Source organism: Paenibacillus sp. NPDC058367, from assembly GCF_042723305.1.
In the GTDB taxonomy this organism is placed as follows: Bacteria; Bacillota; Bacilli; order Paenibacillales; family Paenibacillaceae; genus Paenibacillus_AQ.
The window spans coordinates 2,057,140-2,072,161 of record NZ_JBHXIZ010000001.1 but is presented as its reverse complement, the minus strand read 5'-3'; the positions used below and the strand labels follow the sequence as shown (position 1 = coordinate 2,072,161).

The 15,022-nt window shown below is 44.0% G+C and carries 13 protein-coding genes; 11 read left to right on the top strand and 2 right to left on the bottom strand.

The annotated features are described in order from the left end of the window. Positions 1-178 precede the first annotated feature (178 nt). From ACFWMP_RS09035 to ACFWMP_RS08995, 9 genes are all read left to right on the top strand, one after another. Positions 179-1,579, top strand: coding sequence for a helix-turn-helix domain-containing protein (locus ACFWMP_RS09035; RefSeq protein WP_379423158.1), 1,401 nt, complete (start codon positions 179-181; stop codon positions 1,577-1,579). Positions 1,580-1,701: 122 nt separating this feature from the next. Next, complete coding sequence (locus ACFWMP_RS09030) at positions 1,702-1,875, top strand: aspartyl-phosphate phosphatase Spo0E family protein (RefSeq protein WP_076284026.1); 174 nt, start codon at positions 1,702-1,704, stop codon at positions 1,873-1,875. A gap of 234 nt (positions 1,876-2,109) precedes the next feature. Next, positions 2,110-3,195 (top strand): LolA family protein, encoded by a 1,086-nt coding sequence (locus ACFWMP_RS09025; RefSeq protein ID WP_042185477.1) that lies wholly within the window; start codon positions 2,110-2,112, stop codon positions 3,193-3,195. Positions 3,196-3,416: 221 nt separating this feature from the next. Further along, entirely contained in the window at positions 3,417-4,598 is a 1,182-nt protein-coding gene (alr, locus tag ACFWMP_RS09020) for an alanine racemase (protein ID WP_094872535.1), read from the top strand. Positions 4,599-4,812: 214 nt separating this feature from the next. Continuing rightward, on the top strand, positions 4,813-5,094 hold the full coding sequence (locus ACFWMP_RS09015) for a CopG family ribbon-helix-helix protein (RefSeq protein ID WP_025698676.1): 282 nt from the start codon (positions 4,813-4,815) through the stop codon (positions 5,092-5,094). A 3-nt stretch (positions 5,095-5,097) separates the two neighbouring features. Beyond that, on the top strand, positions 5,098-5,448 hold the full coding sequence (locus ACFWMP_RS09010) for a type II toxin-antitoxin system PemK/MazF family toxin (RefSeq protein ID WP_042124727.1): 351 nt from the start codon (positions 5,098-5,100) through the stop codon (positions 5,446-5,448). A 156-nt stretch (positions 5,449-5,604) separates the two neighbouring features. Next, positions 5,605-6,213, top strand: a complete 609-nt coding sequence (locus ACFWMP_RS09005; RefSeq protein WP_379423154.1) for a TetR/AcrR family transcriptional regulator — start codon at positions 5,605-5,607, stop codon at positions 6,211-6,213. Positions 6,214-6,384: 171 nt separating this feature from the next. Next, positions 6,385-7,584 (top strand): MFS transporter, encoded by a 1,200-nt coding sequence (locus ACFWMP_RS09000; protein WP_379423152.1) that lies wholly within the window; start codon positions 6,385-6,387, stop codon positions 7,582-7,584. Between the two features lie 118 nt (positions 7,585-7,702). Next, complete coding sequence (locus ACFWMP_RS08995; protein ID WP_379423150.1) at positions 7,703-9,931, top strand: Tex family protein; 2,229 nt, start codon at positions 7,703-7,705, stop codon at positions 9,929-9,931. Positions 9,932-10,023: 92 nt separating this feature from the next. On the opposite strand, the gene ACFWMP_RS08990 is transcribed toward ACFWMP_RS08995, so the two are convergent. Continuing rightward, the gene (locus ACFWMP_RS08990) at positions 10,024-11,367 is read right to left on the bottom strand and encodes a methyl-accepting chemotaxis protein (RefSeq protein WP_379423148.1); all 1,344 of its coding nucleotides are present in this window, start codon (positions 11,365-11,367) and stop codon (positions 10,024-10,026) included. A 294-nt stretch (positions 11,368-11,661) separates the two neighbouring features. Further along, positions 11,662-12,435, bottom strand: coding sequence for a DeoR/GlpR family DNA-binding transcription regulator (locus ACFWMP_RS08985; protein WP_339801095.1), 774 nt, complete (start codon positions 12,433-12,435; stop codon positions 11,662-11,664). Between the two features lie 197 nt (positions 12,436-12,632). On the opposite strand from ACFWMP_RS08985, the gene ACFWMP_RS08980 reads away from it, so the two are divergent. Both ACFWMP_RS08980 and ACFWMP_RS08975 read left to right on the top strand, forming a co-directional pair. After that, a complete protein-coding gene (locus tag ACFWMP_RS08980) occupies positions 12,633-13,385 on the top strand; it encodes an ABC transporter ATP-binding protein (RefSeq protein ID WP_042124736.1) in 753 nt (250 codons plus the stop codon). Next, complete coding sequence (locus tag ACFWMP_RS08975) at positions 13,378-14,997, top strand: ABC transporter permease subunit (RefSeq protein ID WP_379423145.1); 1,620 nt, start codon at positions 13,378-13,380, stop codon at positions 14,995-14,997. The genes ACFWMP_RS08980 and ACFWMP_RS08975 overlap by 8 nt, the downstream gene beginning before the upstream one ends. Positions 14,998-15,022 lie beyond the last annotated feature (25 nt).

Sequence of the window (15,022 nt, the reverse complement as noted above, 5' to 3'; positions counted from 1 at the left end):
TTGTATTCTGGTGGTTTTTATCTTTTACTAATTTAAAGTCTATACATTGATCACCGAATAATTGCATAATGAAAAGGAATAGAAAAAAAGTATTTGACCACTGGAATAATTAGACATATATTTATTAAAATGCTATTTGCTTATCTATGAATTATGTTGGCGGAAGGTGGCTTTGATCATGAAGCAGATGACCATTCGTGCAGAACTGGCAGACTATCTCAAGAAGCAGGGGATAACGATCAATCAGTTCGCAGAGGTGTCTAAGGTGAATTCAGGCACGATCAGTAATATCATCAATGGGAATCGCCCAATAGCCATGCAACAATTAGACCGGATTACAGAAGGTATGGGATTAGAAGAAGGCTGCTACTATGATTTGTATGTGGATGAGTGTTTTGTTCACTCCAATCCGAATTGGAGACGTCTTCGGCCATTTCTATATCGCTGTGCAGAGCTGGATAAGCTGGAATGTATTGCACGGGTAGTTGGGATCATGATGGATAGCTTATCTTATACGCCTTCGTTATTTGATACTGCAGAAGATTTTTTTACGTTAGGGAAGCACAAAGCAGCAGCGATGTTATATGAGAGTGTGGCTGAGAGTGAGAAGTATCAACATTCAGAGCGGCTGGCCCTTTGCCAATACAGGCTATTCACGATCGCTTTGGGTGAAGATCGGGATGCTAATTTGCGAGCAGCTGTGCAATTTGAAGGATTTGTTAACCGGCTTGATGAGGTGGACCAGCTTGATGCGCTGAAAGATTTGGCGAATACATATAGTGCTTTACGACATTGGGACAAGGTAATGGCAATGGCTAAGGAAATGGGGAATAAAGCAACAATTCAATATCATGCTAAATACGACCGTGCCAGAAAAAGCAGGCTTCAAAAGGAACCTGAAATACCATTATTCTCATATATTCAATACTCTTACATGTTACGTTCTGTAGTTTATAGAGAGCTAGGAGATTATGATAGGGCTTTACATTATGTTAACATGTATATGGATATGAACTGGATTCGGGAAGACACCGAAGAAGCTTTGCAGCTTATGAATCAATGTATGGAGTGGGCACGGGCTAATATTAACTTGCTGCGAATTTTAAAAGGGGATATAACGGTGCTGCCGGAATATGTAGCATATCTTGAACAAAGGGAGGAAGAGATCCTCTCAGGTCTGTTCAAAATCCTTCAAGCAGCTAATTATTACCAATTTAATGTGGATGATATTCTTCTGCAGTTTGAGGGAAAAATATCAGATTGTAGAGATCATCATCAGCTAGAGATTAGATCCTATAATCAACAAATCTTCGAAGATAGATATACCAACTTGATGGCTGAGATAGCGTTTTATTATATAAGAAGAAATAAATATGAGATTAGTATAAAGTATATAATGGAAAGTTTAGAATATTCAGTAAAAATCAATAGTGAATCATGTATTATAAAATGTGTTGGAATGTTCGAAGAGCTTCGTCATACGCTATCTTTAGAAACGCAAAAAGAATACAGAAACCTAATTAGTAAGGTGCAGCGAATCAACGAAAAGAAAAATGGCTTTGTTGTTAGCAGTGCATAGTAACGTAATTATTACCTTCATTCTAGTATTTATTAGAATCATTTCTTTATAGTACTGCACTTATTTGTAAATTATAGAATTTGACATATACCTCTAGTATATTAATTTGAGGAGGTAGTGTAATGAATAATCCAGAAATTATCCAAAAGAGAATAGAGGGTGCTAGAGCCAAACTTTATTTAATGGAAAGGGAATACGGTGGATTGTTACATCCAAATGTGATCAGACAGTCGATGAGGTTGGATGAATTAATCAATCAGTACAATAAAGCAATACATAGTGATAATGAGAGTTGAAACAAGAAACTGATCGTATAATTTTCTCTCTATTCAAAAGATAAGACCTACATAATGTTATTACATTTCTGTATAAAACATAAAGCCAGCGCTATGCGTGGGCTTTTTTTGTTTGTATGTTCCTAAAAAATAAATCTAACTCCCAGCTTGTCATGCCCGTCTGCATATTGCGGCCAAGTCCCTCATAGACATGTACTAATCAATGCATTCAAAACAGGTTAAGGGGATGATGTCATGCGCCGGACAATATGGGTACTCGCGATCATTATGAGCGTGGCCCTGGTGATGACGGGGTGCGGGAAGAAGGATGCCGCTTCCGTGGTCAAGGATTTGAACAATGTGGCCGACAAGTTGGAGAGTAAGCAGGGAACGTACCAAGCTTCAGGCATTATGACCCTATTCACCGGCGAGCAGCCGCAGGAGTATAAGGTAGAGGTATGGTACAAGAACCCTTCTTATTACCGGATCAGCTTGGCGAATGTACAGAAGGATATTACGCAGATCGTGCTTCGTAATGATGAGGGAGTGTTCGTACTTACACCAAGTATGAATAAGAGCTTCCGCTTCCAGAGTGATTGGCCGGACAATCAAGGCCAGGTTTATTTGTATCAGACACTAGTTCGGGGCATCGTCTCAGATAACAATCGTCAATTTGTGGAAGATGGAAATAACTATGTGTTTGAGGTAGCTGCGAATTATCAGAGCAATGCCCTTGTGCGGCAGAAGATTTGGCTGGATAAAAAGACTTATGAGCCTAAACAGGTTCAAGTCTCTGATTCTGAAGCCAAGGTAGTTGTAGACGTGAAGTTTGACACCTTTAAATTCGATACAGATTTCACTAAGGATTCCTTTGATATGCAAAAGAATATGACTACAGGTGCTGCTTCAGAAAGTACAGTAGCTCAGGTTGACGAAAATGGAAATCCGGTTGTAGTTCCTGAGGGTCAGGAGCAAGAGGGGCAACCTGTCGCTGCTGAGCTGGGTGACTTTGGTATTATCGAACCGGGGTACGTTCCGGCAGGTGTCGAGTTGAAGGACTCCCATAAAATGGAGGGGAACAAGGATCATGCTGTTCTCATCCGGTATGATGGGGTTTATCAATACACCATTATGGAAGCCCGTCCATTGGACCGTGCAGTAGCATTGGCTCCTGGAACGCTGATAGATCTTGGTTTTACCGCAGGACTTCTGAGTGGTGATGAGCAGCAGACTTTGACTTGGATGTCTGAGGGTATAGAATATCGAATTACAAGTGCTAATCTTCCTGTTAACGAAATGATGCAAATTGCCGCTTCTATGGAGGCACAATCGGGTAAATAATATAAAGTAGGCGGATACTGCGTTTTGTGGGATTCTTTCCTCTACAACGTAGTATCCGCCTTTCTATATTTGCCAGCGCTCCAGCCGCTTTGAACTGAAGCGAAAAGATAACTGAGCTCACATTGACAGCCACCTTCCATAGCATTACCATGAGTACTAAGACAAAAATCAATACAATACAGCTATGACGTTTTACTACAACGTAAGAAGGTGACTTTGAAGTGCAAGCAAGCTATCGACCGACAGTAGCCGAAATTAATCTGGATGAATTGCGTGCCAATTACGAAGCCTTTCGCCGCTACTTGCCGGCAGAGACAAAGTTTATGGGATGCGTCAAAGGAAATGCGTACGGCCATGGAGCAGTGGAAGTAACACGGGAACTGGAAAGACTCGGAGCAGATTATGTTAGTGTGGCTTTTCTGGATGAAGCATTGGAGCTGCGTCAGGCGGGAATACTAATTCCTATACTGGTGCTTGGCTACACTTCTCCTGAAGGAATAGCCGTTGCCTGGGAGAACCATGTAACTGTAACACTGTTCACACCGGAAGTATTAGAGGCTATTAGACAGCTTCCTATAGATCCGGAACATCGGCTGAAGGTGCATATCAAGATTGATAGCGGGATGGGGCGACTGGGTCTTTTACCAGCTGACGCACCTGCATTTATCTCTGAAGTGCAGTCTGTTGCGCAGGCGGAGCTGGAGGGTATGTTTACCCATTTTGCCAAGGCAGACGAACTAGACAAAAGCTATACACTGGAACAGCATCGACGGTTCATGAGCGTGGCGGAAACGCTGCGGGAGCAGAACATTCAGATCCCGATCATACATACGGGCAATAGCGCTACGGCCATTGATTCACCTTATTTATCCAGCAACATGGTGCGGGTAGGCATCAGCTTGTACGGATTCTATCCCTCAACTGAGGTAAACCGTCAGCTGGTAGAACTACATCCGGTAATGACGCTGAAGACGCAGGTTGTATATGTGAAGAGCCTGCCTCCTCATTGGGGCGTCAGCTACGGCACTCGGTACTTCACAGACAGCGAGGAGATTATCGCAACGCTACCTGTGGGGTACGCAGATGGATATTCCCGCATGCTAACTGGCAAGGCGGAGGTGTTAATACGTGGACGCCGCGTTCCTGTCGTCGGAACAATCTGCATGGATCAGTGTATGGTATCACTCAAATCTTTCGCTGAAGAAGCGGAACAAATTAAAGCAGGCGAAGAAGTTGTACTCATCGGCCGGCAAGCTGACGTGATGGTCACGGCAGACGAGTTGGCTCTCCATCTTGGAACGATTCACTACGAGGTAATTTGCATGCTGGCTCATCGAGTGCCGCGCGTTTATATCCGTGAAGGCACACTTCCTAAATTAGTTAATGCTCTGCTACAATCTTAAAGTTCTTGACAGTGATGTTATTCAAGGGAGAAAATAGAAGGAATTGTATCGTTTTAGGAGATGTGACTAAAAGCCTATACGAACCGCCATTTCTAGTTTATAATGGGATGCAGCATACTTGATATACTGGCGGCATATATTCCTTGTATAAAATTCCTTGTATATTGCAACACTGGAACACAAGGGCAGAAGGTTTGTGGGGGTGGAAGAGAAGGTGGCCAATTTGCAGAACACCAAAAGAATCATGATCAGCTTGCCCGATCATCTCTTACAGGAAGTGGACGGAATTGTTCAATTGGAGAATTCCAACCGGAGTGAATTGATTAGGCAGGCCATGAAGCTGTATTTGAGCGAACGGAGGAAACGTTCTATCCGGGAGTCCATGCAGCGCGGCTACATGGAAATGGCTAAGATCAACTTGACCATGGCATGCGAGGCGTTCCTCGCGGAGGAAGATGCAGACAGCACTCTTGGCCGCTTAGTAAGCGGGGTGTAGACATTGATCGTTAAACGTGGCGATGTTTTTTTTGCTGATCTTTCGCCGGTTGTAGGTTCTGAGCAAGGCGGAGTAAGGCCAGTACTGGTCATCCAGAATGATATTGGCAATCGCTTTAGCCCGACGGTAATTGTGGCCGCAATCACGGCCCAAATCCAGAAGGCTAAATTACCTACGCATGTGGAAATTGACGCAGCGGCTCATGGCTTTGACAGAGATTCTGTTATACTGCTGGAGCAGGTTAGGACGATTGACAAACAACGCTTAACTGACAAGATCACCCACCTTGATGATGAAACAATGAAGAAGGTGGATGATTCGCTGCAAATCAGCCTAGGGCTGATTGATTTTTAATCACCCAGGGTTATAGATAATCCATGAGATAGGCGCTCGGGTACGAATCCGGGCGTCTTTTGATGTGCATTTTTACGAACTGATGGTAATTAAGGATCAGGGGTTCACTTTTTAAAAATGATCTGATAGTATTAGACCGTACGGTCGGTTTAGGAGGTGCTTAGAATCAGAGGACGTTCAGATGGAGAAGAAACAAAGAAACGAATTGTACTTAAAGCCACACAGCTGTTTGTTCAGAAGGGGTATGCAGCTGTAACCATGAATGAAGTTTGCGCAGCCTCGAATGTCAGTAAGGGCAGCTTATATCATCATTTTCCGAGCAAGGATGAACTTTTTCTATATGTAGTAGAAGAGGATACGGCGCAGTGGCTACAGGCGTGGGAAGATAAGAAGAAGGAAATTGTTGGTGTTGAAGAGCGTTTGTATGCATTAGCTGAGCACTATGCAAATGATTTTCAGAACCCGTTGATTCAGGCGCTTGAGGAATTCTCAAGAAGCAGAGTTCATCCGGAGGAAATCACTAAGCGGCTTGCTCATTTATATGAGGCTGCCTCGCATGCGTGTCGTGATCTTCTGAAAGAAGGCATGGACACGGGGTATTTTATTAAGGGTGATTTAGAGGATTATGTGATTATTGTAAATGGTATGCTCGAAGGGATCGGAAGAGCTGCTGAATGTTCTATTCCTGAAAAGACTCCGGATGATATCAAAAAATATTACCGGGAATCAGTACGATTGTTATTACAAGGGATATATACGGGGTAAGATATAAAGGGGCTTGAAAGGAGCTTTACATTCAGGAATCAAGAAGGCTGAAGCTTCTTAAAGGCACCGGATTAGAAGGACTATTTTTTTGCTATAATTTAGACCGGATGGTCGGTCTCTAAAAGGAAACTATTCGAAGACTTGGCTTTAGAAACTACGGAGGTTAACACAATGTCATTACTACTTAGAAACAGGGGCGCTATGCTACTTGTTATGCTTAATATTTTTCTTGCTTTTACAGGGATCGGACTTGTAGTCCCTATCATGCCTACTTACATGAATGAACTTGGGATCACAGGAAGTACCGTTGGGCTGTTAGTGGCTTCATTCTCCCTTGCCCAATTATTAGTATCGCCATTCGCGGGCAGGTTATCCGACAGAATTGGCCGAAAAAAAGTGATCGTTGCGGGTCTGATCGTGTTTGCTTTTTCAGAGCTGCTCTTTGGTCTGGCGAATGTGTCCTGGCTCTTGTTCGTTTCAAGACTGCTCGGTGGTGTAGGCGCTGCGTTAATTATGCCAGCAGTTATGGCTTATGTAGCGGACACGACTTCTTTTGAAGAGAGAGCGAAAGGCATGGGGCTTATTAATGCAGCCATTACTACCGGATTTATTATCGGTCCAGGGATTGGCGGTTATCTTGCTGAGCTTGGCATGCGGGTACCCTTTTTCTGTGCGGCTGGTGCGGCTGGGATCGCAGCTCTAATCACAGTTTTGATCTTGCCTGAGTCTCTGTCTGTAGAGAAACGGATGGAAGCGAAGCTATCTAAAAATAATCAGGAGAGCTTCTTCACGCAATTGATGCGTTCTTATCGTGAACCTTACTTTTTCGGGTTAATTATTGTATTTGTTATGGCTTTTGGATTGGCTAACTATGAAACGGTATTCGGATTGTTCGTGGACCATAAATTTGGCTTTACCCCTAAAGATATTGCTTTTGTGATTACCTTTGGCTCAATCGCCGGTGCTGTGGTGCAGGTATCCGCGTTTGGCTGGATTCTGAATAAATTCGGCGAGAATAAGGTAATCTCCACTTGCCTTATAACTGCTGCAATGTTTATTCTGTTGACGCTGTTTGTAAGTGGCTTCTGGGCGATTTGTGCGATTACCTTTGTCGTATTCTTGGCTATGGATATTCTTCGACCAGCGGTAGGCACCCAGTTATCCAAGATGGCGGGGGAAACGCAGCAAGGCTTCGTAGCAGGAATGAACTCTGCTTATACGAGTCTTGGAAATATCGCAGGGCCTATCGTTGCAGGGTATCTTTTTGATCTAAGTATTAACTTTCCATATGTGGCAGCGGCGTTTGTTCTAGCAGTATGCTTTATGTTGTCACTTAGTTCTGGAAAAAGGGGAATGGGACAACGCGCGTAAACTACCCAATCTACCTCCTCTCTAGGCTGGACTTTGGAACAGAGCCGATCTGTGATACTATTTTAGTTATGAGAACAAGAATTGTATAAGCAGATTGTGTACGGGAAGAGGGATACTAATGACGGTAGATAACAGCAATACGGGAGTCATTACGGATGAGGCGGCCGCACAGCGGGAGCAGGAATTGATTACTGTAGCGATTGCCAAGGAATTGAACATTAGCCTAAAGCAGGTGCGTACAACGGTTGGACTGCTGGATGAGGGGAATACGATTCCGTTCATCGCCAGATACCGGAAAGAAATGACGGGTGAGCTGGACGAGAATGCGCTGCGTGATATTGAAGAGCGCCTGGCTTATCTTCGCAATTTGGGCGAACGTAAGAAAGACGTTATCCGCAATATTGAAGAGCAGGGCAAGCTGACGAAGGAACTTCATGAACAAATCACCAATGCGGTCAAGCTGCAGGAAGTGGAGGACTTGTACCGTCCTTTCCGTCAGAAGCGTAAGACTCGTGCTAGTGTCGCGAAGGAAAAAGGCTTAGAGCCGCTTGCGAACTGGATTATGGAGCAGCAGAGACATGGGGATCCACAAACCGAGGCTGTGAAATATATAGATGCTGAAAAAGGAGTGGAGACCGCAGATCAAGCGCTTCAAGGCGCACTGGATATCATCGCCGAGAACATTGCAGATGATCCTGCGATCCGCTCTTGGGTTCGGCAATATACGGCAAGTCAGGGCATCCTTGTGTCTGAAGCTAAGGATGCAGAGCAGGAATCCGTATACGAGAACTACTATAGCTATCGTGAGCCTGTACACAAAATGCCACCTCACCGTATACTCGCTATTAACCGCGGTGAACGTGAGAATATATTAAAGGTAGGCATTGAGGTTGTCACTGACAAAATTCATGCCTACATTGCGCGGAAGATTATTAAAGGGCCATCCCCAGTGAAGGAACTGCTAGAAGCAGTAACTGAGGATGCCTATAAGCGTCTGATTGCTCCTTCTGTGGAGCGTGAGGTTCGTGGGGAGATGACCGAACGGGGTGAGAACCAAGCGATTTCGATCTTCTCTGGTAATCTACGTAGCCTACTGCTGCAGCCGCCCGTTAAGGGACGCTGTGTGCTGGGTGTTGACCCTGCCTATCGTACCGGCTGTAAGCTGGCCGTCGTAGACGATACTGGTAAGCTGCTTGAAGTAGCCGTGACCTATCCTACGCCGCCGAACAACAAGAAAATTGAAGCTGCTGCTAAGTTTAAAGAACTAATTGCTAAATATGGCATTCAGCTCATCGTGATCGGAAATGGGACAGGCTCTCGTGAGACCGAGCAATTTACGGCAGAAGTGATCGCCGAAATTGGCGATCCAGAGCTGGCTTACCTGATCGTTAATGAGGCTGGTGCGAGTGTTTATTCTGCTTCCAAGCTGGCGCAGGAGGAGTTCCCGGATCTGGATGTAGCAGAGCGTAGTGCAGCTTCTATCGCCCGCCGTGTGCAGGACCCGCTGGCGGAGCTGGTGAAGATCGATCCGAAAGCTATCGGTGTGGGTCAGTATCAGCATGACGTCTCCCAGAAGCATCTGGAAGAGAGTCTTAAGGCTGTCGTAGAATCGGCGGTTAACCATGTGGGCGTGGATGTAAATACGGCATCTCCTGCCTTGCTCTCTTATGTGGCTGGCGTTAACGGTACAATTGCTAAAAATATCGTTAAATATCGTGAAGAGAACGGTAAGTTCACGACTCGGAAGCAGCTGCAAAAGGTCCCTCGTCTGGGTGCGAAGTCCTATGAGCAATGTATCGGCTTCCTGCGGATTCCAGGTGGAGACAACACCTTGGATCGCACACCTATTCACCCCGAGTCATATCCGGTGGTGGATCGCTTGTTCCGCGAGCTAAGCCTTGATGTAAATAAGCTTGGCAGCAAAGAAGTGGCTTCACAGCTGGAGGCACAAAATGCCGAGGAGCTGGCTGTGAAGCTGGATGTCGGCGTGCCAACGCTTCGCGACATCCTGGAGAGCTTGCAGCGTCCGGGCCGCGATCCGCGCGAGGAGCTGCCGTTGCCGATCTTCCGCACCGACGTGCTGAAGATCGAGGATCTGGTTCCCGGCATGGAAATGCAGGGAACCGTCCGCAACGTGATCGATTTCGGCGCATTCGTCGATATCGGGATCAAGAACGATGGGCTGGTGCATATATCCCAGCTCAGCGGCAGCTTTGTGAAGCACCCGATGGATGTTGTCTCCGTAGGAGATAATGTCACCGTCTGGGTGATGGGTGTTGACCTGAAGAAGGGCCGGGTCAGCCTGACCATGCGTCCGCCGCGTGTTGAGGCAGGAAGTCTTAGCTAAAGTGAACTAAATGAACAAATAAAGCCATCTACTTCGTGAGGAGTAGATGGCTTTTTCTTTTGACTGAATGGTATTGAAACAAACAGCTGTATCTATGAAGATCTCGTTAAATTGTCTAACTTAATAGCTAACTCATTCAGATTGCTGATGCTGATCACCGTTTCAGAAACATGTTGTTGCTGGACCTCAGCGCTAGCGAGGACTTGTTCAATAGCTGCGGTATTCTCTTCGGTAATTGCAGCCACTGAATTAACTTCGCCCAGTACAAGGGTGGATGCGTGCCGGATATGATCGCTCCTATCCTTCAGGTCTTCTGCTTGTTCAAGCACCTGGTGTGTATTATTTCGAATGCCCTCGAATAATCGAGCGATATCATCAGTGAAATTTTTCCCTGATTCTACAACTAGCAACCCGTTAGAAACCATATCGCCAACCTGGGTAATATTATTTTGAATGCTTCTGAGAATCCGGGCAATGTCCGCCGATGCATTGTGGGAGCTCTGTGCCAATTTTCGGATTTCATTGGATACGACTGCGAAACCTTTGCCGTGTTCCCCCGCATGAGCGGCTTCAATGGAAGCATTTAGCGACAAAAGATTCGTCTGCTCAGCAATTCCTACGATGCTGGAAACAATCGATTCAATCTTCTGATTTTCTTCATTCATTTGTGTCATCAAGCCAGCAGTACTCGTTACGATATCCGTAACTTCAGACATAGTTCCAGTTAAGCGAATGATTTCATCTTGCCCCTCTTGCGTAATTTGATCCGTTTCACGGCTTCTATTGCTCATGGAGACGGAGGCAGCATTTGCCTGCATAGCTGATTCGTTTAACTGCTGCATAGCATTTGAGATATCGCTAACACTCTGTGCTTGTGATTCTACTCCACTAGCTATCTCTTGGAAGGCGGTTACGACTTCTTTGGAAATTCGATCTGTTGTCAGTACGTTGTTATGCATTAGATTACTAGATTGACTCAGAACTCCTACGGATTCAGTAACACCTGTAAGGATAGTCTCCATTTCCGCTCTGGCACGTTCAGCTTCGTTGCTGCTCTTAGACATATTTTTGAACATTTTCGCACCAATCTGACTCTGATAGATCAGAACCAGTATCATCATGATGAGAAAAACGTTAACACTTAAGGCATCAACGGATTCGAAAGCGGGTTTGGTCATCAGAAAATAGTTGAGTAAGATGCAAGCTATCACTCCATTAAGGAGCAATGGGCGATAGTTGTGATAGAGGGATACGATGCCTAGACCCCAGTATAGAATTAACGTACTAATGATGTTTGCCCCTGCATCGATGTAGAAGTATGTAATGATATTAAAGCCAATAGCTGTTATGTACATAATATAGGGTGTAGCCACACGTTTCCAAATTAGTACCGTACACAATAATCCAAGGGGGACCGCTGCTGATATAATCGCCATGATTGTTTGTGGAAATCTGTAAAGCGAAATTGAACCGAACAACAAACAGCCCCAAAACAAGTAAATAATTAATTTGTTTCTCTGGTGTAATTCGGACATCTGATTCAAGGGCATATTCACACTCCATAATGTAATAGTACTTCTGATTTTTAAGTTTAAGAGATTCACGAAATGATGTCTATGATGTTAAGGTAAGTGTCTGCGATCCTTAAAAAAACACGAAAAAAACCTCCCTTAGGTAAAATGGAAGTACCACACAACCATTCAGATCCGAGAGAGGTTTCTTTTGTAATATTATTCCGCAATTATCAAGCTCGTGCGTTTGGTTTTAAACTTCTGCTGGAAGCTTCGATCTATATTACGGTCGGTAATAATGTACCCAATTTTATCGAGTGAGGCGATGCCGATGGTCACATCTTTCCCGAATTTAGTATGGTCAGCAGCAACATAAACTTCTTTGGAGAGATCGATAATTTTTTTGCGCGTTTGGGCTTCCTCCAGGTTATAGTCGGAGATGCCTTTTTCAAGGGTAATGCCGCTTGCGCAAATAAAAGCCTTAAGGATATTTAATTCACTGAAATTAAATAGATAATCATATGCAATGACAGACTGCTCATTTAGTCGGACCTTTCCGCCAATGATAATAAGCTCAACCGCACTGTTCATAAGCTCGTTTACCACAGGAATGGAGTTCGTAATGACCGTGAGATTCTTTTTATTCTTGATATATTTGGCGATCTGATAGGTGGTAGAGCCGCTGTCCAGATAGATACAATCCCCATCGTTGATATATTCGCTGCACTTTTGGGCGATCATTTTCTTTTCCTCTAAGTGACCGACCATCCGCGCATCCATTGGAGATTCAGCAAACTCCGATTCCACCAGTTTAATTCCACCATAAATCTTCTTGATCTTCCCTTGCTTGTCCAGCAGGTTGATATCTCTGCGAAGGGTATCGATAGAAATATTAAGCTCTTCTGCTAGCTCCGGCAGCTTCTGAACCTTTTTGAACATTAAGATTTCTATGATTTTCTTTTGTCTTTCCAGTGGAAACATGTAATCACCCATTCAAAGTTTATATCGCTTTCGATAGTTGAAGTATAAAGGGATTAATATAGGGTAGCAACTACTCCTTTCTAAGTTAGTCATGATATACTTATAATATACTCACAACTTATTTATAATTTACATACATTTTACGTAACTGTTTATCCTCAAAAACAAAACCTTTTTATACTGAGGTTGTACTTGAGGAGGTGGAACCTTTGCTTAAATTACAAAACATAAGCAAGCATTACGATAACAAGGTTGTTCTAGAGGATATTAGTCTAGACATCCAAGCAGGGGAAATTGTCTCCTTACTCGGCCCCAGCGGGAGTGGCAAAACCACCTTGCTAAACATCATCTTGGGATTGGCTAAGATGGAGCAGGGGCAAATCATTTTTAATGATCAAGATTTAAGCAATGTACCCATGAAGAAACGCGGATTTAATATAGTGTTCCAGGATTATGCGCTCTTCCCCAACCTTAATGCTTACGAAAATATCGTTTATGGTCTGAAAAATAAAAAGGGATTAACGTCGGAGCATGAGGTTCAGGAGTATATCGAGTTTCTGGAATTAAAGCCGCATTTAACGAAGAAGATCGGCGCTCTATCGGGTGGGCAGAAGCAAAGGGTGGCTTTGGCAAGAACACTCGTAATGAAGCCCAAATTATTACTGCTCGATGAACCTCTAAGCGCACTGGATGGAATCATCAAGGAATCTATTAAAGCTCGGATTAAATCCATCGCCAGAGAATACAAGCTTACGACGATTATCGTCACCCATGACCCGGAAGAGGCGTTAACCCTGTCGGATAAAATTCTCATCATTAATCAAGGTCATATTGCCCAATTTGGAACACCTCAAGAGATCATTCAACAACCTAGCAATGATTTTGTAAAAGAATTTATTTTAGGGCAACTGCAAGTGAAACGGGAAAATATCTATAACCTGTTCGGTGAACATTATGCCTAAAGCTAAACCGGAAATGCGGATCATTTTTATCCCAATCGTATTGTTATTTATCGTGTTTCTGATCTTACCACTGGCAGTTTTATTTATCCGCTCGTTTGAAACGGGCCAAGGCTATTCGGTATCCAATTATCTCACCATTCTGAAAGATCAAGAGATTCGAGAGTCCATCGGAAATAGTATGAAGGTCTCAGGTGTTACGGCACTCATCACGACGGTTCTAGCTTTTATCCTAGCCTATTCTATCCACTGTACAAGAATCTATCGCCCGTTAAAAAGCATCATTAGAACTGGAATTCTGATTCCTATGCTTCTGCCTACCATTACTTACGGGTTTGCGATAATGTACTCTTTTGGCAACCAGGGACTGATTACTAAAATCTTCGGACGGAATTTATTCGAGATTTATGGATTTAATGGGCTGTTGATAGGCTACGTAATTTATACCTTACCTTCTGCTTTCCTGCTGATTCATAATTCGTTCAAGTACATTGATAAAAAGTTCATCGTCGTATCCAAGCTTATGGGGGATGGGACGCTGCGAAGCTTCATGAACACGATCGTTCGGCCTTTGTGGGGCACTTTGGGAGGGGCGTTTGTTCTTTCTTTTATCCTAAGCTTCACGGATTTTGGGATCCCTGCATCGGTGGGGGGGACGTATAACGTGGTTGCTACTCAGCTGTATCAGGTCATGCTTGGGGCTATACCGGATTTCAACAATGGGGCAGTTATTGCTGTACTGATGTTAATACCGGCGGCGTTCGGGGTTGTGCTGTTAACGTATCTTGAAAAATTCAATTTCCATTATGACAAGGTGACTGAAATCGAGATGATCCCGAATAAAGGCAGAGATTCGGTTCTTGGACTAATCTCATCCGTGATTCTAATCGGGCTACTGGCTGTATTTGCAGTCATGTTCGTTGCACCACTGATGAATGGCTATCCTTATGATCTTACGTTTACATTCAAGCATTTTGTGGATGTTTTTCAATCAAGCGATTTAATCAATGTATATAAAAATTCCTTGCTCGTAGCAGGACTGACGGCAATCGTAGGTACGATCGTGGCTTATGCTGCGGCTATCATCAATGTGCGAACGCCTATAAAAGGGAAAGCGACTTTTGACATCCTATCGATGGTGACGAACACGGTACCGGGTATGGTCATTGGTCTGTCGTATCTACTTCTGTTCAATAACAGCAGTCTCAAAGGAACCTTTACGATTCTTGTGCTCTGCACCCTTGTTCATTACTTTACGACTCCTTATTTGATGGCAAAGAACTCTCTGGCGAAAATGAATCCATCGTGGGAAACCACTGCTGAGTTATTAGGTGACAGCTGGCTGCAGACGATCCGCCGGGTCATTCTACCGAACTCTGCATCCACGGTGATAGAGATGGTCAGCTACTATTTTATCAATGCGATGGTGACCATTAGCGGAATTATCTTTCTAGTGACTGCCCAAACCTCGGTAGTTGCCAGCAAAATAAAAGAGCTGCAGCATTTCGCCAAATTTAATGAGGTGTTTGTCCTATCCATCCTGATCTTTTGCACCAACCTTATCATTAAGCTCCTAGGTGACTATCTCCAGAAACGGCACTCAAACTCTCGTTAGTTAACGATTTTAAATATAAAAAAAC